Consider the following 13,011-nt stretch of genomic DNA (forward strand, 5'->3'; position numbering starts at 1 on the left):
CCGTTCACTCAGGTGAAACTCATGAATATTGGACTATTGCATTACGACGTTCGTTCAATAGTCGTCGTTAACCGCCGAAGAGCTTCTTGAAGAAGCTCTTCTTCTTCGGCTTCTCCTTCTTCTCCGGCTCGGGTGCGGGAGCAGGCTCTTCGGCTGCCGGAGTCGGGGCGACAGGTTCCGGTGCCGGTTCGGGCGCCGTTGCAGGTTCCGGTGCCGGTTCGGGTTCGGCGACCGGTTCGGCAGGTGCCGGGGCAGGTTCGGGCTCGCCCGCCTCGGGCGCGGGCTCCGGTGCCGGGGCGGGAACCGGTTCCTCGACCGCAGGGGCGGGCGTGGTGGCGGGTGTCGAACTGCGGCCGGCGAACTGCTCGGCGGCCTCGCCCTCGAGCGGCTGATGCAGAGCGCAGTTGGTGATGCGGTTCTGCTCGTCGAAGGTGACATCGGCGCTGCCGTCGGCTGCCAGCAGGCGCAGGCCGTCCGCGGGCAGCTCGACCAGCGGGAAGCCGCGCTGCTCGGCGTAGGCGATGAGCGCCGCCCGGTGATCGGTCACCTCGGTCTCGGTCAGGCCCTGGGCCAGTGAGCGGACGAGATCGCGGATCGCAGGCTGACCGAGCGTGAGCTCCGGATGCTCGACGAGCAGCCACACGACCGAACCGCCGCCGGCATCGACCGGGTAGTGCGCCCACAGGCCGGTGATCGTCTTCGCCGCCAGCGTCAGCCGCAGCGCCAGCTCCTCACTCAGGTCGATCTCTTCGGTGGTGAGTTCGCCCAGCTCATGCGCGGCACCGTGTCGGCGCACCGCATGCGAGAGGTCGACGACAGGAGCGGGGAAGTCGTTGATGTTGTCCCAGCCCCAATGCCAGGTCGAGGTCTGCTGCGATTCGCTGCCGAGCATGTGGGCGCGCACCTCCAGCGGCTGCTCGCCGGTGAAGCGCAGCGTCGGCGGGTCGGCGGCGAAGTCGACTTCCCAGTCGGCATCGGCGATCCGGCGGCCGAAGGCGGCCTGCATCTCGGCGGAGAGGAACACGGCACGGTTGACGAGATCCTGCAGCGTTTCAGTCATGCTCACAACTCTAGCGTTCCGGTGCCGGCTCGGCAGGCAGACCGCCGCAGGGCGACCTCAGGCGTTGACGAGTGCGGAGATGACCGAGGTGAAGAAGCCCTGGCCGTCAAGGCCGGTGCGCATGCCGGCGGCGGTGTCCGGGCCATAGCCGGCTTCGACGGCGTGTTCGGGGTGCGGCATGAGTCCGACGATCCGGCCGCTCGCATCGGTGATGCCGGCGATGTCGTTGCGTGAGCCGTTCGGGTTGACCTCCAGGTAGCGGGCCACAACCCGGCCCTCACCTTCGAGCATGTCAAGTGCGGCGTCATCAGCCATATAGCCGCCTTCGCCGTTCTTGAGCGGGATGACGATCTCCTGACCTGCGGTGAAATCCGAGGTCCAGGCGGTCTCAGCGTTCTCGATGCGCAGCTTCTGGTCCCGGCACACGAACTGCTGGGAGTCGTTGCGCACGAGCGCGCCGGGCAGCAGATGGGCCTCGCACAGCACCTGGAAGCCGTTGCAGATGCCGAGCACCGGCATCCCGCCCTCGGCTGCTGCGATGACGGCATCCATGATCGGGGCGAAGCGGGCGATCGCACCGCAGCGCAGGTAGTCGCCGTAGGAGAACCCGCCGGGCAGGATCACCGCATCGACCCCGGACAGGGACTCATCGGCATGCCACAGGCGCACCGCCTCCGCCCCGGCCAGGGTGACGGCGCGTGCAGCATCCCGGTCGTCGAGGGTGCCGGGGAAGGTGACGACGCCGACCCGGGCGCCGGCAGCGCCGGGGGTCGCCGCAGACGAGGTGGGGGCGCCGATGAGCGGGCCGCCGGCAGTGTAGGCGCTGCGGTCGGTCACCGGGCACCTGCCTCGGTGCCGGGGTCCTCCTCGGCGCGCACGGCGACGACGTTCTCGATGACGGGATTCGACAGCAGCTTCTCAGCCGCATCGCACACCTCGGTCAGCACCGCATCGGTCACCTCGCCCTCGACGGTGAGCTCGAAGCGCTTGCCCTGACGGACATCGGTGAACCCGTCGAATCCCAGCCGGGTCAGGCCCGAGCTGATCGCCTTGCCCTGCGGATCGAGGATCTCCGGCTTCGGCATGACCTCGACGACGACACGTGCCATGTCCACGTTCTCCTTATGCGATGTGCGCGGCTGACCGGCAGCCGTCTGTTCAGCAGTCTCATCCTAACAGCGCGACCAGCCCGGGCAGCCTCTGGTAGCCTGGCCACCCGGCGGCCGATGCGCCGCCGAACCGCATGCTCCACGCTCGCCCCCCTGCCGACCCGAAGGGTGGAATGCGCCGATGGCCGATGCACCAGCGCTGCCGACGAGCTTCGACCGTGTCCTGCTGCTCGCCGATCCAGGCGGTCCGGCCCGGCGCGCCGAGGCGATCCGGGAGGACCTCGCAGCCCGGCTCAGCGACGTGCTCGGCACGCAGGTGCGTGTCGATGTGCGTGCGGCAGCGCTGCGGCTGACACCGGAGTACGAACTCGACATGGACGTCGCCGAAGAGCTCGCCGAACGCACCGAACCGGCGCATGCGACGATCTTCCTCACCGAGATCCCCCGCCACACCCGCGGGCATCCGCTCGTCGCCGAGGTATTCACCGGCCCTTCGATCGGCGTCGTGTCCCTGCCGGCCTTCGGTGCGTGGGCGCGTCGCCGGCGGCTCATCACGACGCTTACGAGCACGGTCGTCCATATGCTCGGCGGGAGCCAGGCGCGTGACACGGGGCCGGACTATCGGTGGAACTCCTGGCGCTACGAGGCTGAGGAGCAGGTCTACCTGCTCCACGCCCACACCATCACCGGCGGCCCGCGGATGGCGCTGGGTATGATCATGTCCAATGAGCCGTGGAACGCCGTGCCGAAGCTCTCCGGCGCGCTCGCCGCTGCTGCGGCCACCGGCGCCTTCGGCATCTTCTATCAGTCGATCTGGCAGATGGCCGACTACCTGTCGACGGCCCGGCTGCTGTTCATCGGGCTGCTGTCGATCGTCCTCGTGGTCGGCTGGCTGATCTTCGGACACCGGCTGTGGGACAAGCCCAGACGCGAGACCCTCGCCGCAGTCACCGTGCTGTACAACCTCTCGACCGTCGTCACCCTGCTCGTCGGGGTTGCGCTGCTCTACGCGATCCTCTTCATCCTCATCCTGCTGTCCTCGCTCGTCGTCATCGACATACAGTTCATGTCCGACGTGCTCGGCTCACAGGCCACCTGGGACGACTACGTCGAACTCGCCTGGCTGTCAGCGGCACTCGGGCTGTTCGCCGGCGCGCTGGGCGCGACCTTCGACTCCGATACGAATCTGCGGATGCTCACCCACGGCCAGCGCGAATGGATGCGCACCCCGGAATGAGCCGCGCCCGGTGCGAAGGTCCCGGCGAGGCTGCGGAGGGTCAGCCGGGGAACTCCTGGCCTGTGATGCGCTCGAAGGCCTCGATGTAGCGCTGCCGGGTCTTGGCGACGATCTCAGCGGGCAGGGCCGGCGGCTGCTGGCCGGAGTCCTTGTCCCAGCCGGAATCCGGGCTGGTCAGCCAGTCGCGCACGAACTGCTTGTCGAAGCTCGCCTGCGCCTGCCCTGGCACGTACGCCTCAGCGTCCCAGAACCGGGAGGAGTCCGGGGTCAGCACCTCGTCGGCCAGCAGCACCCGGCCGTCGGAATCGCGGCCGAACTCGAACTTCGTATCAGCCAGGATGATCCTGCGGTCGCGGGCGATCTCCTCAGCCCGGGTGTAGATGCGCAAGGTGATATCGCGCAGAAGCTCGGCGTCGTCCTCACCGAGCAGTTCGACGGTCTTGTCGAAGCTGATGTTCTCATCGTGCTCACCCAGCTCGGCCTTGGTGGCGGGGGTGAAGATCGCCGGTGTCAGCTTGTCGGCCTCGCGCAGCCCAGCAGGCAGCGAGACCCCGCACACTGAACCGGTGCGCTCATAATCCGCCCGGCCCGAACCGGTCAGGTACCCGCGGGCGACGCACTCGACGGGAAACATCTCCAGCGGCCGGCACACCATCGCCCGCCCGGCCACCGCCTCGGGCACGTCGGTGGAGGTGACGTGGTTGCCGATCACCTCGGCGAGCTGGTCGAACCACCACAGGCTCAGCCCGGTCAGCACCGCGCCCTTGTCCGGGATCGGGGTGTCGAGCACGAAGTCGTAGGCGGAGATCCTGTCGCTGGCCACGAGCAGCACGCGTTCGGCGCCTGTCAGCTCGGCCGGCCCGTCGGCGGGCACATACATGTCGCGGACCTTGCCGGAGTACACGTGCTGCCAGCCCGGCAGGCTCTGCGGTGCCTCGGTGCTCATGGCGGACCTCCTGAGTCGGTGGTGCTAGTCAGTGGTGGACGGGATCGTGATCTGGCCGGCGGCCGCGGCGGCGGCGATGTCGGACCGGTGCTGTTCACCCTCCCAGCTGATGAGCGCGGTCGCGGCGTAGGCGCGTTCGCGGGCCTCAGCCAGCGTGGGTGCGTTGGCGACGACGGAGAGCACCCGCCCGCCGCTGGTGGCCAGCTGGTCTGCCGTGCCCGAGGCGGTGGTGCCCGCGTGCAGGACCATCACCCCATCCTGGGCGGCCGCTTCTCTCAGGCCGGTGATCGGGGTGCCGGTGACCGGTGCCGCGGGGTAGCCGGCAGCGGCCATGACGACGGTGACCGAGGCGTCCGACGACCACTGCAGGGCCGGCAGCTCGGCGAGCGTGCCGGTGGCGGCGGCCATGAGTGCGGTGCTGAGCGGGGTCTCCAGGCGGGCGAGGACCGATTGGGTCTCCGGGTCGCCGAAGCGCACATTGAACTCCACAACCTTGAGCCCCTTGGCGGTGAGCGCCAGCCCGCAGTACAGGAGTCCGGAGAACGGGGTGCCGCGGCGGGCCATCTCGTCGACGACCGGCTGGGCGACGGTCGTGACGATCTCGTCGACGAGCTCGGGCGGGGCCCACGGCAGCGGGGAGTAGGCGCCCATCCCGCCGGTGTTCGGGCCGGTGTCGCCGTCGCCGATCCGCTTGAAGTCCTGGGCCGGTTCGAGCGGGACAGCGGTGGCGCCGTCGCAGAGCACGAACAGGGACACCTCGGGGCCGTCGAGGTAGTCCTCGATGACGACCCGGTCGGCAACCGACAGACACGAGCGGGCGTGGGTCAGTGCCGCATCGCGGTCGTCGGTGACGACAACGCCCTTGCCGGCGGCCAGTCCGTCGGCCTTGACGACGTAGGGGGCGCCGAACCGGTCGAGGGCAGCAGCGGCTTCGTCTTCGTCGGTGGCGGCGACCGCCTCGGCGGTGGGCACACCGGCTGCGGCCATGATCTCCTTGGCGAACGCCTTCGAACCCTCCAGCACGGCGGCCTCACCGCTGGGACCGAAGACCGGGAAGGAAGCCTCGCGCAGCGCATCGGCGACACCGGCGACGAGCGGGGCCTCGGGGCCGATGACGACGAGGTCGGCGTCGAGCTCTTGGGCGAGCGCCGTGACGGCGGCCGGATCGGTGGCCTCGACGGGGCGGGTTTCGCACATGAGTGAGATGCCCGGGTTGCCGGGGGCGGCGATGACGGCATCAACCTGCGGATCGCGGATCAGACCGGCGACGATGGCATGTTCGCGGGCGCCTGAGCCCAGCACGAGAACCTTCATGCTCCTCAGCTTAGTATGCCGGGTCGCAGCCGGGCAGGCAGGCTTTAGAGTGGGGGCATGAGTGCTTCTGCCGACCCTGCCACCAGCACCGCCGCCCAGGCCGCTGAGCTCGCCGTCATCGAGCGCAGCGGGTTCATCGAATCCCGCCACATCGGCTCCGCTGTCGTCCTCGACCCCGACGGCGGCGTGTATGCGCAGGCCGGGGCTCCCGAGGTGCCGGTGCTCACCCGTTCGTGCCTCAAACCGCTGCAGGCAGTCGCCGTCATGGAGACCGGGGTGGCGCTCGCCGGGGAGGCCGCCGTGCTCGCCACCGCCTCCCACCGGTCCGAGGAAGGGCATGTGAAGGTCGTCGAGGAGATGCTCGCCGATGCCGGTCTCGACGAGACCGCACTTCAGTGCCCGGCCGTCGCACCGGCCGACCCCGACTACCGCTACCTCACGCGGGCTGAGGGCAAGCAGACCTCCCGGCTGTTCTACAACTGCTCCGGCAAGCATGCCGCGTTTCTGGCCGCCTGCGCCCACAACGGCTGGGACACCGCCACCTACCTCGATCCTGACAACCCGGTCCAGCAGGCAGTCGCCGCTGCAGTCGAACGCTACTGCGGGGCGTCTTCGGACTTCGTCGGCGTCGACGGCTGCGGGGCACCGGTGCACGCGATGCCGCTCACCCGCCTGGCCCGCGGCATCGGGCAGATCGCAGCGGGTGTGAGCGAACCGGCCCGGCTGCTGACCGAAGCGGTCGTCGAGCACCCGTGGGCGATCGACGGTCACGGCCGGCCGAACGCGGTGGCGATCGAACGCCTCGGGGTGCTCGCGAAGTTCGGCGCCGAAGGCGTCATGGTGATGGGCACCCGCGACGGCTGGGCTGCCGCGGTCAAGTGCCTCGACGGGTCGAACCGGATCACCTCGATGGTCGCGCTCGAGCTGCTTGCCCACGCTGGGGCGGTCGACGCAGAGGCCGCGCTGCCGGTCATCAGCGATCTCGCCCCACAGATCACCGGCGGCATCGACGAATACGGTGCCCCAGCTGTGGTCGGTCAGGTGCGTGCCGGGGCCGGGCTGTACGATGCGATGCACGGGAGGGAACAGTCATGAGCATTCGCCGCAGAATCGACCAGACCGAAGGCAGGGCCGCACTCGCGCGCTGGGAACAGGCCCGCCGCACAGGTGCAGAGAAGGTCGAACGGGCCACCCTGGCGATGGCCGTGCGCTACACACTCGAAGAGCTCGCCGCCCGGCATGAGGGCGGCACCGTCGAAGTGCGCATCCCGCCCTTCGACGTCACCCAGTGCATCGCAGGGCCCAAGCACACCCGCGGCACCCCGCCCAATGTCATCGAAACCGACCCGGAGACGTGGTTGCGACTGGCGATCGGCGAACTGAGCTTCACCGACGCACAGGCCGCCGACCCGGCGATCGCCTCGGGCACGCGGGCCGATCTGAGTCAGCAGCTGCCCCTGTTCACTCCCGCCGAACTCGCCGGCAGCTGAGCCGATGCATCAGCCACCGGCGCTGCGGCGGAGCCCGGCACTCGATGCCGTCATCGTCGGCTCCGGACCCAACGGACTGGCCGCCGCCGTCACCCTCGCCCGCGCCGGGCTGGCCGTCGAGGTCCTAGAGGCGCAGGAGACTGTCGGTGGGGGAGCGCGCACCCTCAACCTCGGGCTCGCCGCCGACCGGCCCGGCGCCTCAGCGCTGCTGCACGACGTGTGCTCGGCCGTCCACCCGATGGCGCTCGCGAGCCCGTTCCTCCTTGATTTCGACCTTGCTTCCCGTGGTGTTGAGCTTGCGGTGCCGGAGCTCTCCTACGCCCAGCCGCTTGATGACGAGCCGGCCGCGCTCGCCTGGCGCGACCTCGATAGGACCGCCGCGGGCCTCGGTGCCGATGGGCCGGCGTGGAAGCGGTTCTTCGAACCGTTCGCCGATCACATCGAGGAGATCGTGTGGCTCTCCCTCGGTGACAAGCGGTCCCTGCCGGCTGCCCTGCGCAGCCCGGCCGCCCTCGCGCGTTCGACGCAGTTCATGGCCCGGCTGTTCCAGCAGGGGACACCGGCCTGGAATCTGCCGCTGCGCACTGAGCCCGCCCGGGCCCTGTTCGCCGGTGTCGCCTCGCATGCGATCGGCACCCTGCCCTCCCCGGCGACTGCAGCCGCAGCGATGCTGCTGGCGACACTCGCGCACGGGGCCGGCTGGCCGATCCCCGTCGGCGGCTCCCAGGCCATCACCGACGCGCTCGCCGCCGACCTGGCAGCCCACGGCGGGACGATCCGCACGGGCGTGCTCATCGAGACCGCGGCTGACCTGCCGCCTGCCCGCAGCTATCTGCTCGACACCTCAGCTGGTACCGCCGCCCGCATCTGGGACGCCAGCCTGCCGGCGACGGCCCGGGCGGGGCTCACGCGCTTCGGGCACGGGGATGCCGCCGCGAAGGTCGACTTCGTGCTCTCCGGGCCGGTGCCGTGGCGCGATCCTGAGTTGACCGCCGCGGGAACCCTGCACCTGGGCGGGACCAGGGAGCAGATGGCCGCCGCCGAGGCGGAGGTCACCTCCGGCCGGCTGCCCGAGCGTCCCGTCGTGCTCGTCTCCGACCCGACGGTCGCTGATCCCTCCCGGGAGGTGGCGGGTCTGCGGCCACTGTGGACGTACGCGCATGTGCCGGCCGGTTGCCCGGTCGATGTCACCGAGCACATCACCGCCCAGATCGAGCGGTTCGCCCCAGGCTTCCGCGATGTCATCGTCGACTCCGCCTGCGTGCCGGCATCAGAGATGTCCGAGCACAACGAGAACTACGCAGGCGGCGACATCGCCGCAGGCACCGTGTCGCTGTACCGGATGGTCGCCCGGCCCCGGCTGACCTGGGATCCGTACTCACTCGGCATCCCCGGCGTTTACCTGTGCTCGGCGGCCACCCCGCCGGGTCCGGGCGTGCACGGCATGAACGGCTGGTTCGCAGCCCAGCGGGCATTGAGACATGTGTTCGGGCTGCCGGTGCCGAGTCTCGCACCCGGAAGGTGAGTCCTCAGGCTGAGGCGACCTCCGCCTCGGGCGCGGTGTGCCGGCGATAGGCCGGCAGCAGGCGTTCGAGCGGCAGGAACGCCGCCCAGCACACGACGGTCGGCAGGAAGTGGATGCCGAGTGACAGGTAGGTCGCGAGGTGGAAGAGGCAGAAGAAGATGACGATCGCGTAGAGGATCCGGCCCTTGACGAACAGGGCGACCGGGGTGAGGATCTCAACGATGAGCAGCGCCCACTGCGCGGCGATGAGCAGGCCGGGGTATTCGAGCGTCCAGCGGATGAAGACCGATCCGCGGCGCATGATCGCCCACACGAACACCGCGCCGTTGGCCCAGCGGATGAGTGAGCCTGAGGCGATCCACTTCATGAGCACCGAATAGAAGTACGTGAGCACCACACAGATCTGCACGATCCGCAGCACCCAGCCGGCGCGCCGGTCGGGGCGGAAGTCGGAGAAGGCGATGACGCCGGCGGTGGGGATGAGGAGCACGGCGAACATGAGCGCCATGTGGTCGTGGGCGACATAGCCGTAGCCCTGTGAGTACATCATCCACAACCAGAAACACACGGCGACGCCGACGGTGGTGATGCGCTGGGCGATGCCGATCGCGCCGAGGACGCAGAAGACGACGAGCAGCACCTGCAGGGTGTGCGCACCCCAGACGGACACCGGCGGCAGGCCGAGCAGGCGGGGCAGGAGTGTCGGCTGGTAGAAGTCGGGCTTGTAGCCGTGGTTGACGACGTCGTTGGACATGAGGAACACGTCGATGAGCACGAACGCGTAGATGATGACGCGGAAGACCGCCAGGCGCGCAGCGGGGACGGCGGGCAGGAACCAGTCGGTGAAGCGGTGCATCAGCGCGCCTGCCATTCGGCGAGCACGATGTGCTCCGGTTCGCCGGTCTCCACACCGTTCTTCAGCTGCGTGATCGACCGGCACAGCGTCAGATGGGTCGGCTGCGGCTCACCCGGGTGCAGGCGCGCGTAGCCGTCAGCGATCGTCTGCAGCATCGCCGGGTCGGCGATGATGTTGCCGAGCTGGGACTCGACATCACCGCGCTCGATGCCGACGACCCGGAGGTTGAGGCTCAGGTTGACGTCCTCATCGCTGCCGGGGAACCGGGCGAGCAGATAGGCGGTCTTGACCTGGCCGTTGAGGTCGCGGGCCGTTGAGTACTGCGACAGTGAGCCGAGGGGAAAATAGTCGTTCGTCTTGAGGAACTGGCCGGTGGTGAGCACGGCAAGTGCCGCCACGGGCGCGATGATGCGCCAGCCGATGGCCCAAGGACCGAGGGGAGAACCGGTCTTCATAAACTGTCATTCTACCGCCGACATGCGCAGCGGCCGCACCGAAAAGGCGCGGCCGCTGAGGTGCTGTCGGGAGTTGTCCCTCAGCTGAGAGCCTGGGTGAAGTCGGCGATGATGTCGCGCGGATCCTCCAGCCCGATCGACACGCGCACGACACCGGCGGCCGGGCGGGCGTCGGGGGCGACCGGGCGGTGGGTCAGCGAGGCCGGGTGCTGGATGAGGGTGTCGACGCCGCCGAGTGAGACGGCGTGCACTGCCAGGCGGGTGCGCTCAGCGAACGCGGCAGCGGCCTGGTAGCCGCCGGCCATGTCAAGGGCGAGCATCGCACCGGGACCCGACATCTGCGAGCCGATGAGCCCGGCCGGATCCTGGCCCTCGAGGCCGGGGAAGAACACCCGGGCGATCGCCTCATGGCCGTCGAGTGCCTCGGCAACAGCCTGCGCATTGTCCTGCTGCTGGCGGATGCGGACCGGCAGCGTGCGCAGACCGCGGGCGAGCATATAGGCGCCCATCGGGTGCAGCAGCCCGCCGGTGAGCGAGCGGACGCCGCGCAGCTCGCGGGCGCGGTCTTCGGAGCAGGCGACGATGCCGCCCATCGCATCCCCGTGGCCGCCGAGGTACTTCGTTGCCGAATGCACCGCATACGCAGCCCCGTGCGCCAGCGGCTGCTGGAGGACCGGGGTGGCGAATGTGTTGTCGACCATGACCGGTACGTCACCGGCGGCCGCGACAACAGCTGCGATGTCGACGAGTTCGAGCGTCGGGTTCGCCGGGGTCTCCATGATGACGAGACCGGTGTCGGACTCGATCGACTCAGTCACCGTGTCGGGGGTCGCCCAGGTGACGCGGGTGCCGAGGAACCCGGTGGCCAGCACATGGTCGGTCCCACCGTAGAGCGGGCGGATCGCCACGATGTGCGGCTTGCCAGCAGCCACCCGCTGCTGGAGCACCGCACAGATCGCAGCCATCCCGGTGGCGAAACTGACAGCGGACTCCGCGCCTTCGAGTGCGGCCAGGCCCTCCTCGAAGTCCGAAGCGTTCGGCGACCACAGCCGCTGGTAGACGAGCGAGGTCGCACCATCCTTGGCGCGGCCGCCGCCGGCGAGCAGCTCATAGGAATCTCCGCCGGACTCCACCTCGGGCAGCGGGTAGGTCGTCGACAGATCGATCGTCGGAACGTGCGTGCCCTCGCTCATGGCGCGCGCGGTCATGCCGTGTACGGCCAGGGTGTCAGGGTGGGTGTCGTGGGCGGCGGATTCGCCGGGCGTGATGTGGCTCATGGCCTGCATTCAACTCCTCTTCGACGTGAACCTGCGCATCTGCTGCAGATAATTGCAGGATGAGCGGATAATCCTGCAGGAACTGCGGCACAATGGGCACTGTATCGCAGTCTGCCGCAGACACTGCGATGTGGAAAGGGGGTGCACTGTGGCCGATGTCGCACTCGACGCCATCGACCGGCAGCTGCTGCGCCTGCTCGATGCCGACGCGCGCGCCTCCGGGCGGACGCTGGCCCGCCGGCTGCGCGTGGCCGAATCGACTGTGGCGCTGCGCATCCGCCGGCTCGTGTCCACCGGGGTGATCGCGAAATTCGGCATCACCGTCGACAAGGACCGCATCGGCCTGCCGCTGGAGGCGATGGTCTCCTGCCAGATCGGTCACCTCGACCGCACTGCGATCGCCGCGCTGCGCCGCGATGCCCCCACCTGGCCGGGGGTGCTCTCGGTCTTCCACATGGCCGGCAGCGACGACTTCATCATCCACGTCGTCGCCACCGATGCCGATGCCCTGCGCGACTTCGTCGTCGACAACCTCGCCAGCCACCCGGCCATCACCCGCACCCAGACGAACCTCGTGTTCGAGAACCTGCCGGGCACCGGCTGGGCCACCGCCCTCGAAGCCGACTGAGAAAGGTCAGGCGTCCGGGATGCGGCCGGCGGGCTGACACCTCGGGTGCGGGGGCTTAGGCTCAGGACATGGCCTCAACTCCTGCGCAGATCACGTCCTTCATCGGCGGCCGTCACGTGCCCTCGGTGACGACCTACGACAACATCGACCCGGCGACCAACGAGACGATCGGGCAGATCGCCCGGGGCGGCTTCGACGAAGTCGACCAGGCCGTCATCGCCGCCGGCAGAGCCCAGCAGTCCTGGGGCCGGACCAAGCCGGAGGAGCGCGCCCGCCTGCTCGTGGCAGCAGCCGAACTCATCCGCGCAGACCGTGAGAACCTCGCCCGGCTCGAAAGCGAAGACACCGGCAAGCCGCTGACCCAGGCCTATGCCGATGTCGACGTGTGCGCCCGCTACTTCGAGTTCTACGGCCACACCATCGAGGCCTACTACGGTCACACCATCCCGCTCGGTGAGGACATGCACGTCTATACCCGCCGCGAACCCTACGGCGTCACCGGCCACATCGTCGCTTGGAACTACCCCCTCCAGCTCGTCGGCCGGGCGGCGGCCACCTCGCTGGCCACCGGCAACTGCGCGGTGGCCAAACCGGCAGACGAAACCCCGCGCACCACCCTGCGCTTAGCCGAGATCCTCGACCAGGCAGGCTTCCCCACCGGCGCCTTCAACGTCGTCACCGGACTCGGTCGGGAAGCCGGCGCGGCACTCGCCCAGCACCCCGAGGTCGCCCACCTCGGTTTCGTCGGCTCGACCGGCACCGGCTCGATCATCGCCCGGGCGGCAGCCGACCGGGTCATCCCGACCGTCCTCGAGCTCGGCGGTAAGTCGGCCAACATCGTCTTCGCCGATGCCGACATCGACGCAGCCGTGCCCTCCCTGGTCCGCTCGATCATCCAGAACGCCGGCCAGACCTGCTCGGCCGGCTCCCGGCTGCTCGTCCACACCGACGTGCGCGACGAAGTGCTGGAGAAGATGAGCGCTGCGATGCGCGAGGTGACGATCGGGCCCGGACTCGACGATCCGATGCTCGGTCCGCTCGTCTCCCGCAAGCAGTTCGAGCGGGTGACCGGGTTCCTCGAGCGCCTCGACTCCGGTGAGATCCTCACCGGCGG

At 69.4% G+C, this 13,011-nt stretch carries 14 protein-coding genes; 6 read left to right on the plus strand and 8 right to left on the minus strand.

All coding sequences use genetic code 11. The annotated features are described in order from the left end of the window. Positions 1–67 precede the first annotated feature (67 nt). From M3C25_RS06295 to purS, 3 genes are read right to left on the minus strand one after another with little or no spacing between them, the layout of a single operon-like run. The gene (locus M3C25_RS06295; RefSeq protein ID WP_102162104.1) at positions 68–1,060 is read right to left on the minus strand and encodes a DUF6882 domain-containing protein; all 993 of its coding nucleotides are present in this window, start codon (positions 1,058–1,060) and stop codon (positions 68–70) included. A 57-nt stretch (positions 1,061–1,117) separates the two neighbouring features. Beyond that, a complete protein-coding gene (gene purQ / locus M3C25_RS06300) occupies positions 1,118–1,858 on the minus strand; it encodes a phosphoribosylformylglycinamidine synthase subunit PurQ (protein ID WP_102162161.1) in 741 nt (246 codons plus the stop codon). A gap of 35 nt (positions 1,859–1,893) precedes the next feature. After that, entirely contained in the window at positions 1,894–2,169 is a 276-nt protein-coding gene (gene purS / locus M3C25_RS06305) for a phosphoribosylformylglycinamidine synthase subunit PurS (protein ID WP_259855384.1), read from the minus strand. A 181-nt stretch (positions 2,170–2,350) separates the two neighbouring features. Here purS and M3C25_RS06310 point away from each other — a divergent pair, with 181 nt between their 5' ends. Next, positions 2,351–3,406: a hypothetical protein gene (locus tag M3C25_RS06310; RefSeq protein WP_259855374.1), complete on the plus strand. Its 1,056-nt coding sequence runs from the start codon at positions 2,351–2,353 to the stop codon at positions 3,404–3,406. A 40-nt stretch (positions 3,407–3,446) separates the two neighbouring features. On the opposite strand, the gene M3C25_RS06315 is transcribed toward M3C25_RS06310, so the two are convergent. Together M3C25_RS06315 and purD are read right to left on the minus strand one after the other, a co-directional pair. Continuing rightward, positions 3,447–4,352, minus strand: coding sequence for a phosphoribosylaminoimidazolesuccinocarboxamide synthase (locus M3C25_RS06315; protein WP_259855375.1), 906 nt, complete (start codon positions 4,350–4,352; stop codon positions 3,447–3,449). 24 nt (positions 4,353–4,376) lie between these two features. Next, positions 4,377–5,666, minus strand: a complete 1,290-nt coding sequence (gene purD / locus M3C25_RS06320) for a phosphoribosylamine--glycine ligase (protein ID WP_259855376.1) — start codon at positions 5,664–5,666, stop codon at positions 4,377–4,379. Positions 5,667–5,723: 57 nt separating this feature from the next. Here purD and M3C25_RS06325 point away from each other — a divergent pair, with 57 nt between their 5' ends. The 3 genes from M3C25_RS06325 to M3C25_RS06335 are packed head-to-tail and all read left to right on the plus strand — an operon-like array spanning position 5,724 to position 8,681. Next, entirely contained in the window at positions 5,724–6,761 is a 1,038-nt protein-coding gene (locus M3C25_RS06325; protein WP_259855377.1) for an asparaginase, read from the plus strand. After that, positions 6,758–7,156, plus strand: coding sequence for a sterol carrier family protein (locus M3C25_RS06330; protein ID WP_259855378.1), 399 nt, complete (start codon positions 6,758–6,760; stop codon positions 7,154–7,156). Before M3C25_RS06325 ends, M3C25_RS06330 begins: the two co-directional genes overlap by 4 nt. A gap of 4 nt (positions 7,157–7,160) precedes the next feature. Beyond that, entirely contained in the window at positions 7,161–8,681 is a 1,521-nt protein-coding gene (locus M3C25_RS06335) for a phytoene desaturase family protein (protein ID WP_259855379.1), read from the plus strand. Positions 8,682–8,685: 4 nt separating this feature from the next. Here M3C25_RS06335 and M3C25_RS06340 read toward each other — a convergent pair whose 3' ends face one another. From M3C25_RS06340 to M3C25_RS06350, 3 genes are all read right to left on the minus strand, one after another. Further along, positions 8,686–9,537, minus strand: a complete 852-nt coding sequence (locus tag M3C25_RS06340; RefSeq protein WP_259794605.1) for an HTTM domain-containing protein — start codon at positions 9,535–9,537, stop codon at positions 8,686–8,688. Next, positions 9,537–9,992, minus strand: coding sequence for a hypothetical protein (locus M3C25_RS06345; protein ID WP_259855380.1), 456 nt, complete (start codon positions 9,990–9,992; stop codon positions 9,537–9,539). Before M3C25_RS06345 ends, M3C25_RS06340 begins: the two co-directional genes overlap by 1 nt. A gap of 80 nt (positions 9,993–10,072) precedes the next feature. After that, the gene (locus M3C25_RS06350; protein WP_259855381.1) at positions 10,073–11,269 is read right to left on the minus strand and encodes a trans-sulfuration enzyme family protein; all 1,197 of its coding nucleotides are present in this window, start codon (positions 11,267–11,269) and stop codon (positions 10,073–10,075) included. Positions 11,270–11,417: 148 nt separating this feature from the next. Here M3C25_RS06350 and M3C25_RS06355 point away from each other — a divergent pair, with 148 nt between their 5' ends. Both M3C25_RS06355 and M3C25_RS06360 read left to right on the plus strand, forming a co-directional pair. Beyond that, complete coding sequence (locus M3C25_RS06355; RefSeq protein WP_102162096.1) at positions 11,418–11,897, plus strand: Lrp/AsnC family transcriptional regulator; 480 nt, start codon at positions 11,418–11,420, stop codon at positions 11,895–11,897. Between the two features lie 68 nt (positions 11,898–11,965). After that, the coding region (locus M3C25_RS06360) for an aldehyde dehydrogenase family protein (protein ID WP_259855382.1) at positions 11,966–13,011 on the plus strand (1,046 nt) is incomplete at its 3' end.

Origin of the sequence: Brevibacterium luteolum, from assembly GCF_025147615.1 — a bacterium.
In the GTDB taxonomy this organism is placed as follows: Bacteria; Actinomycetota; Actinomycetes; order Actinomycetales; family Brevibacteriaceae; genus Brevibacterium; species Brevibacterium luteolum.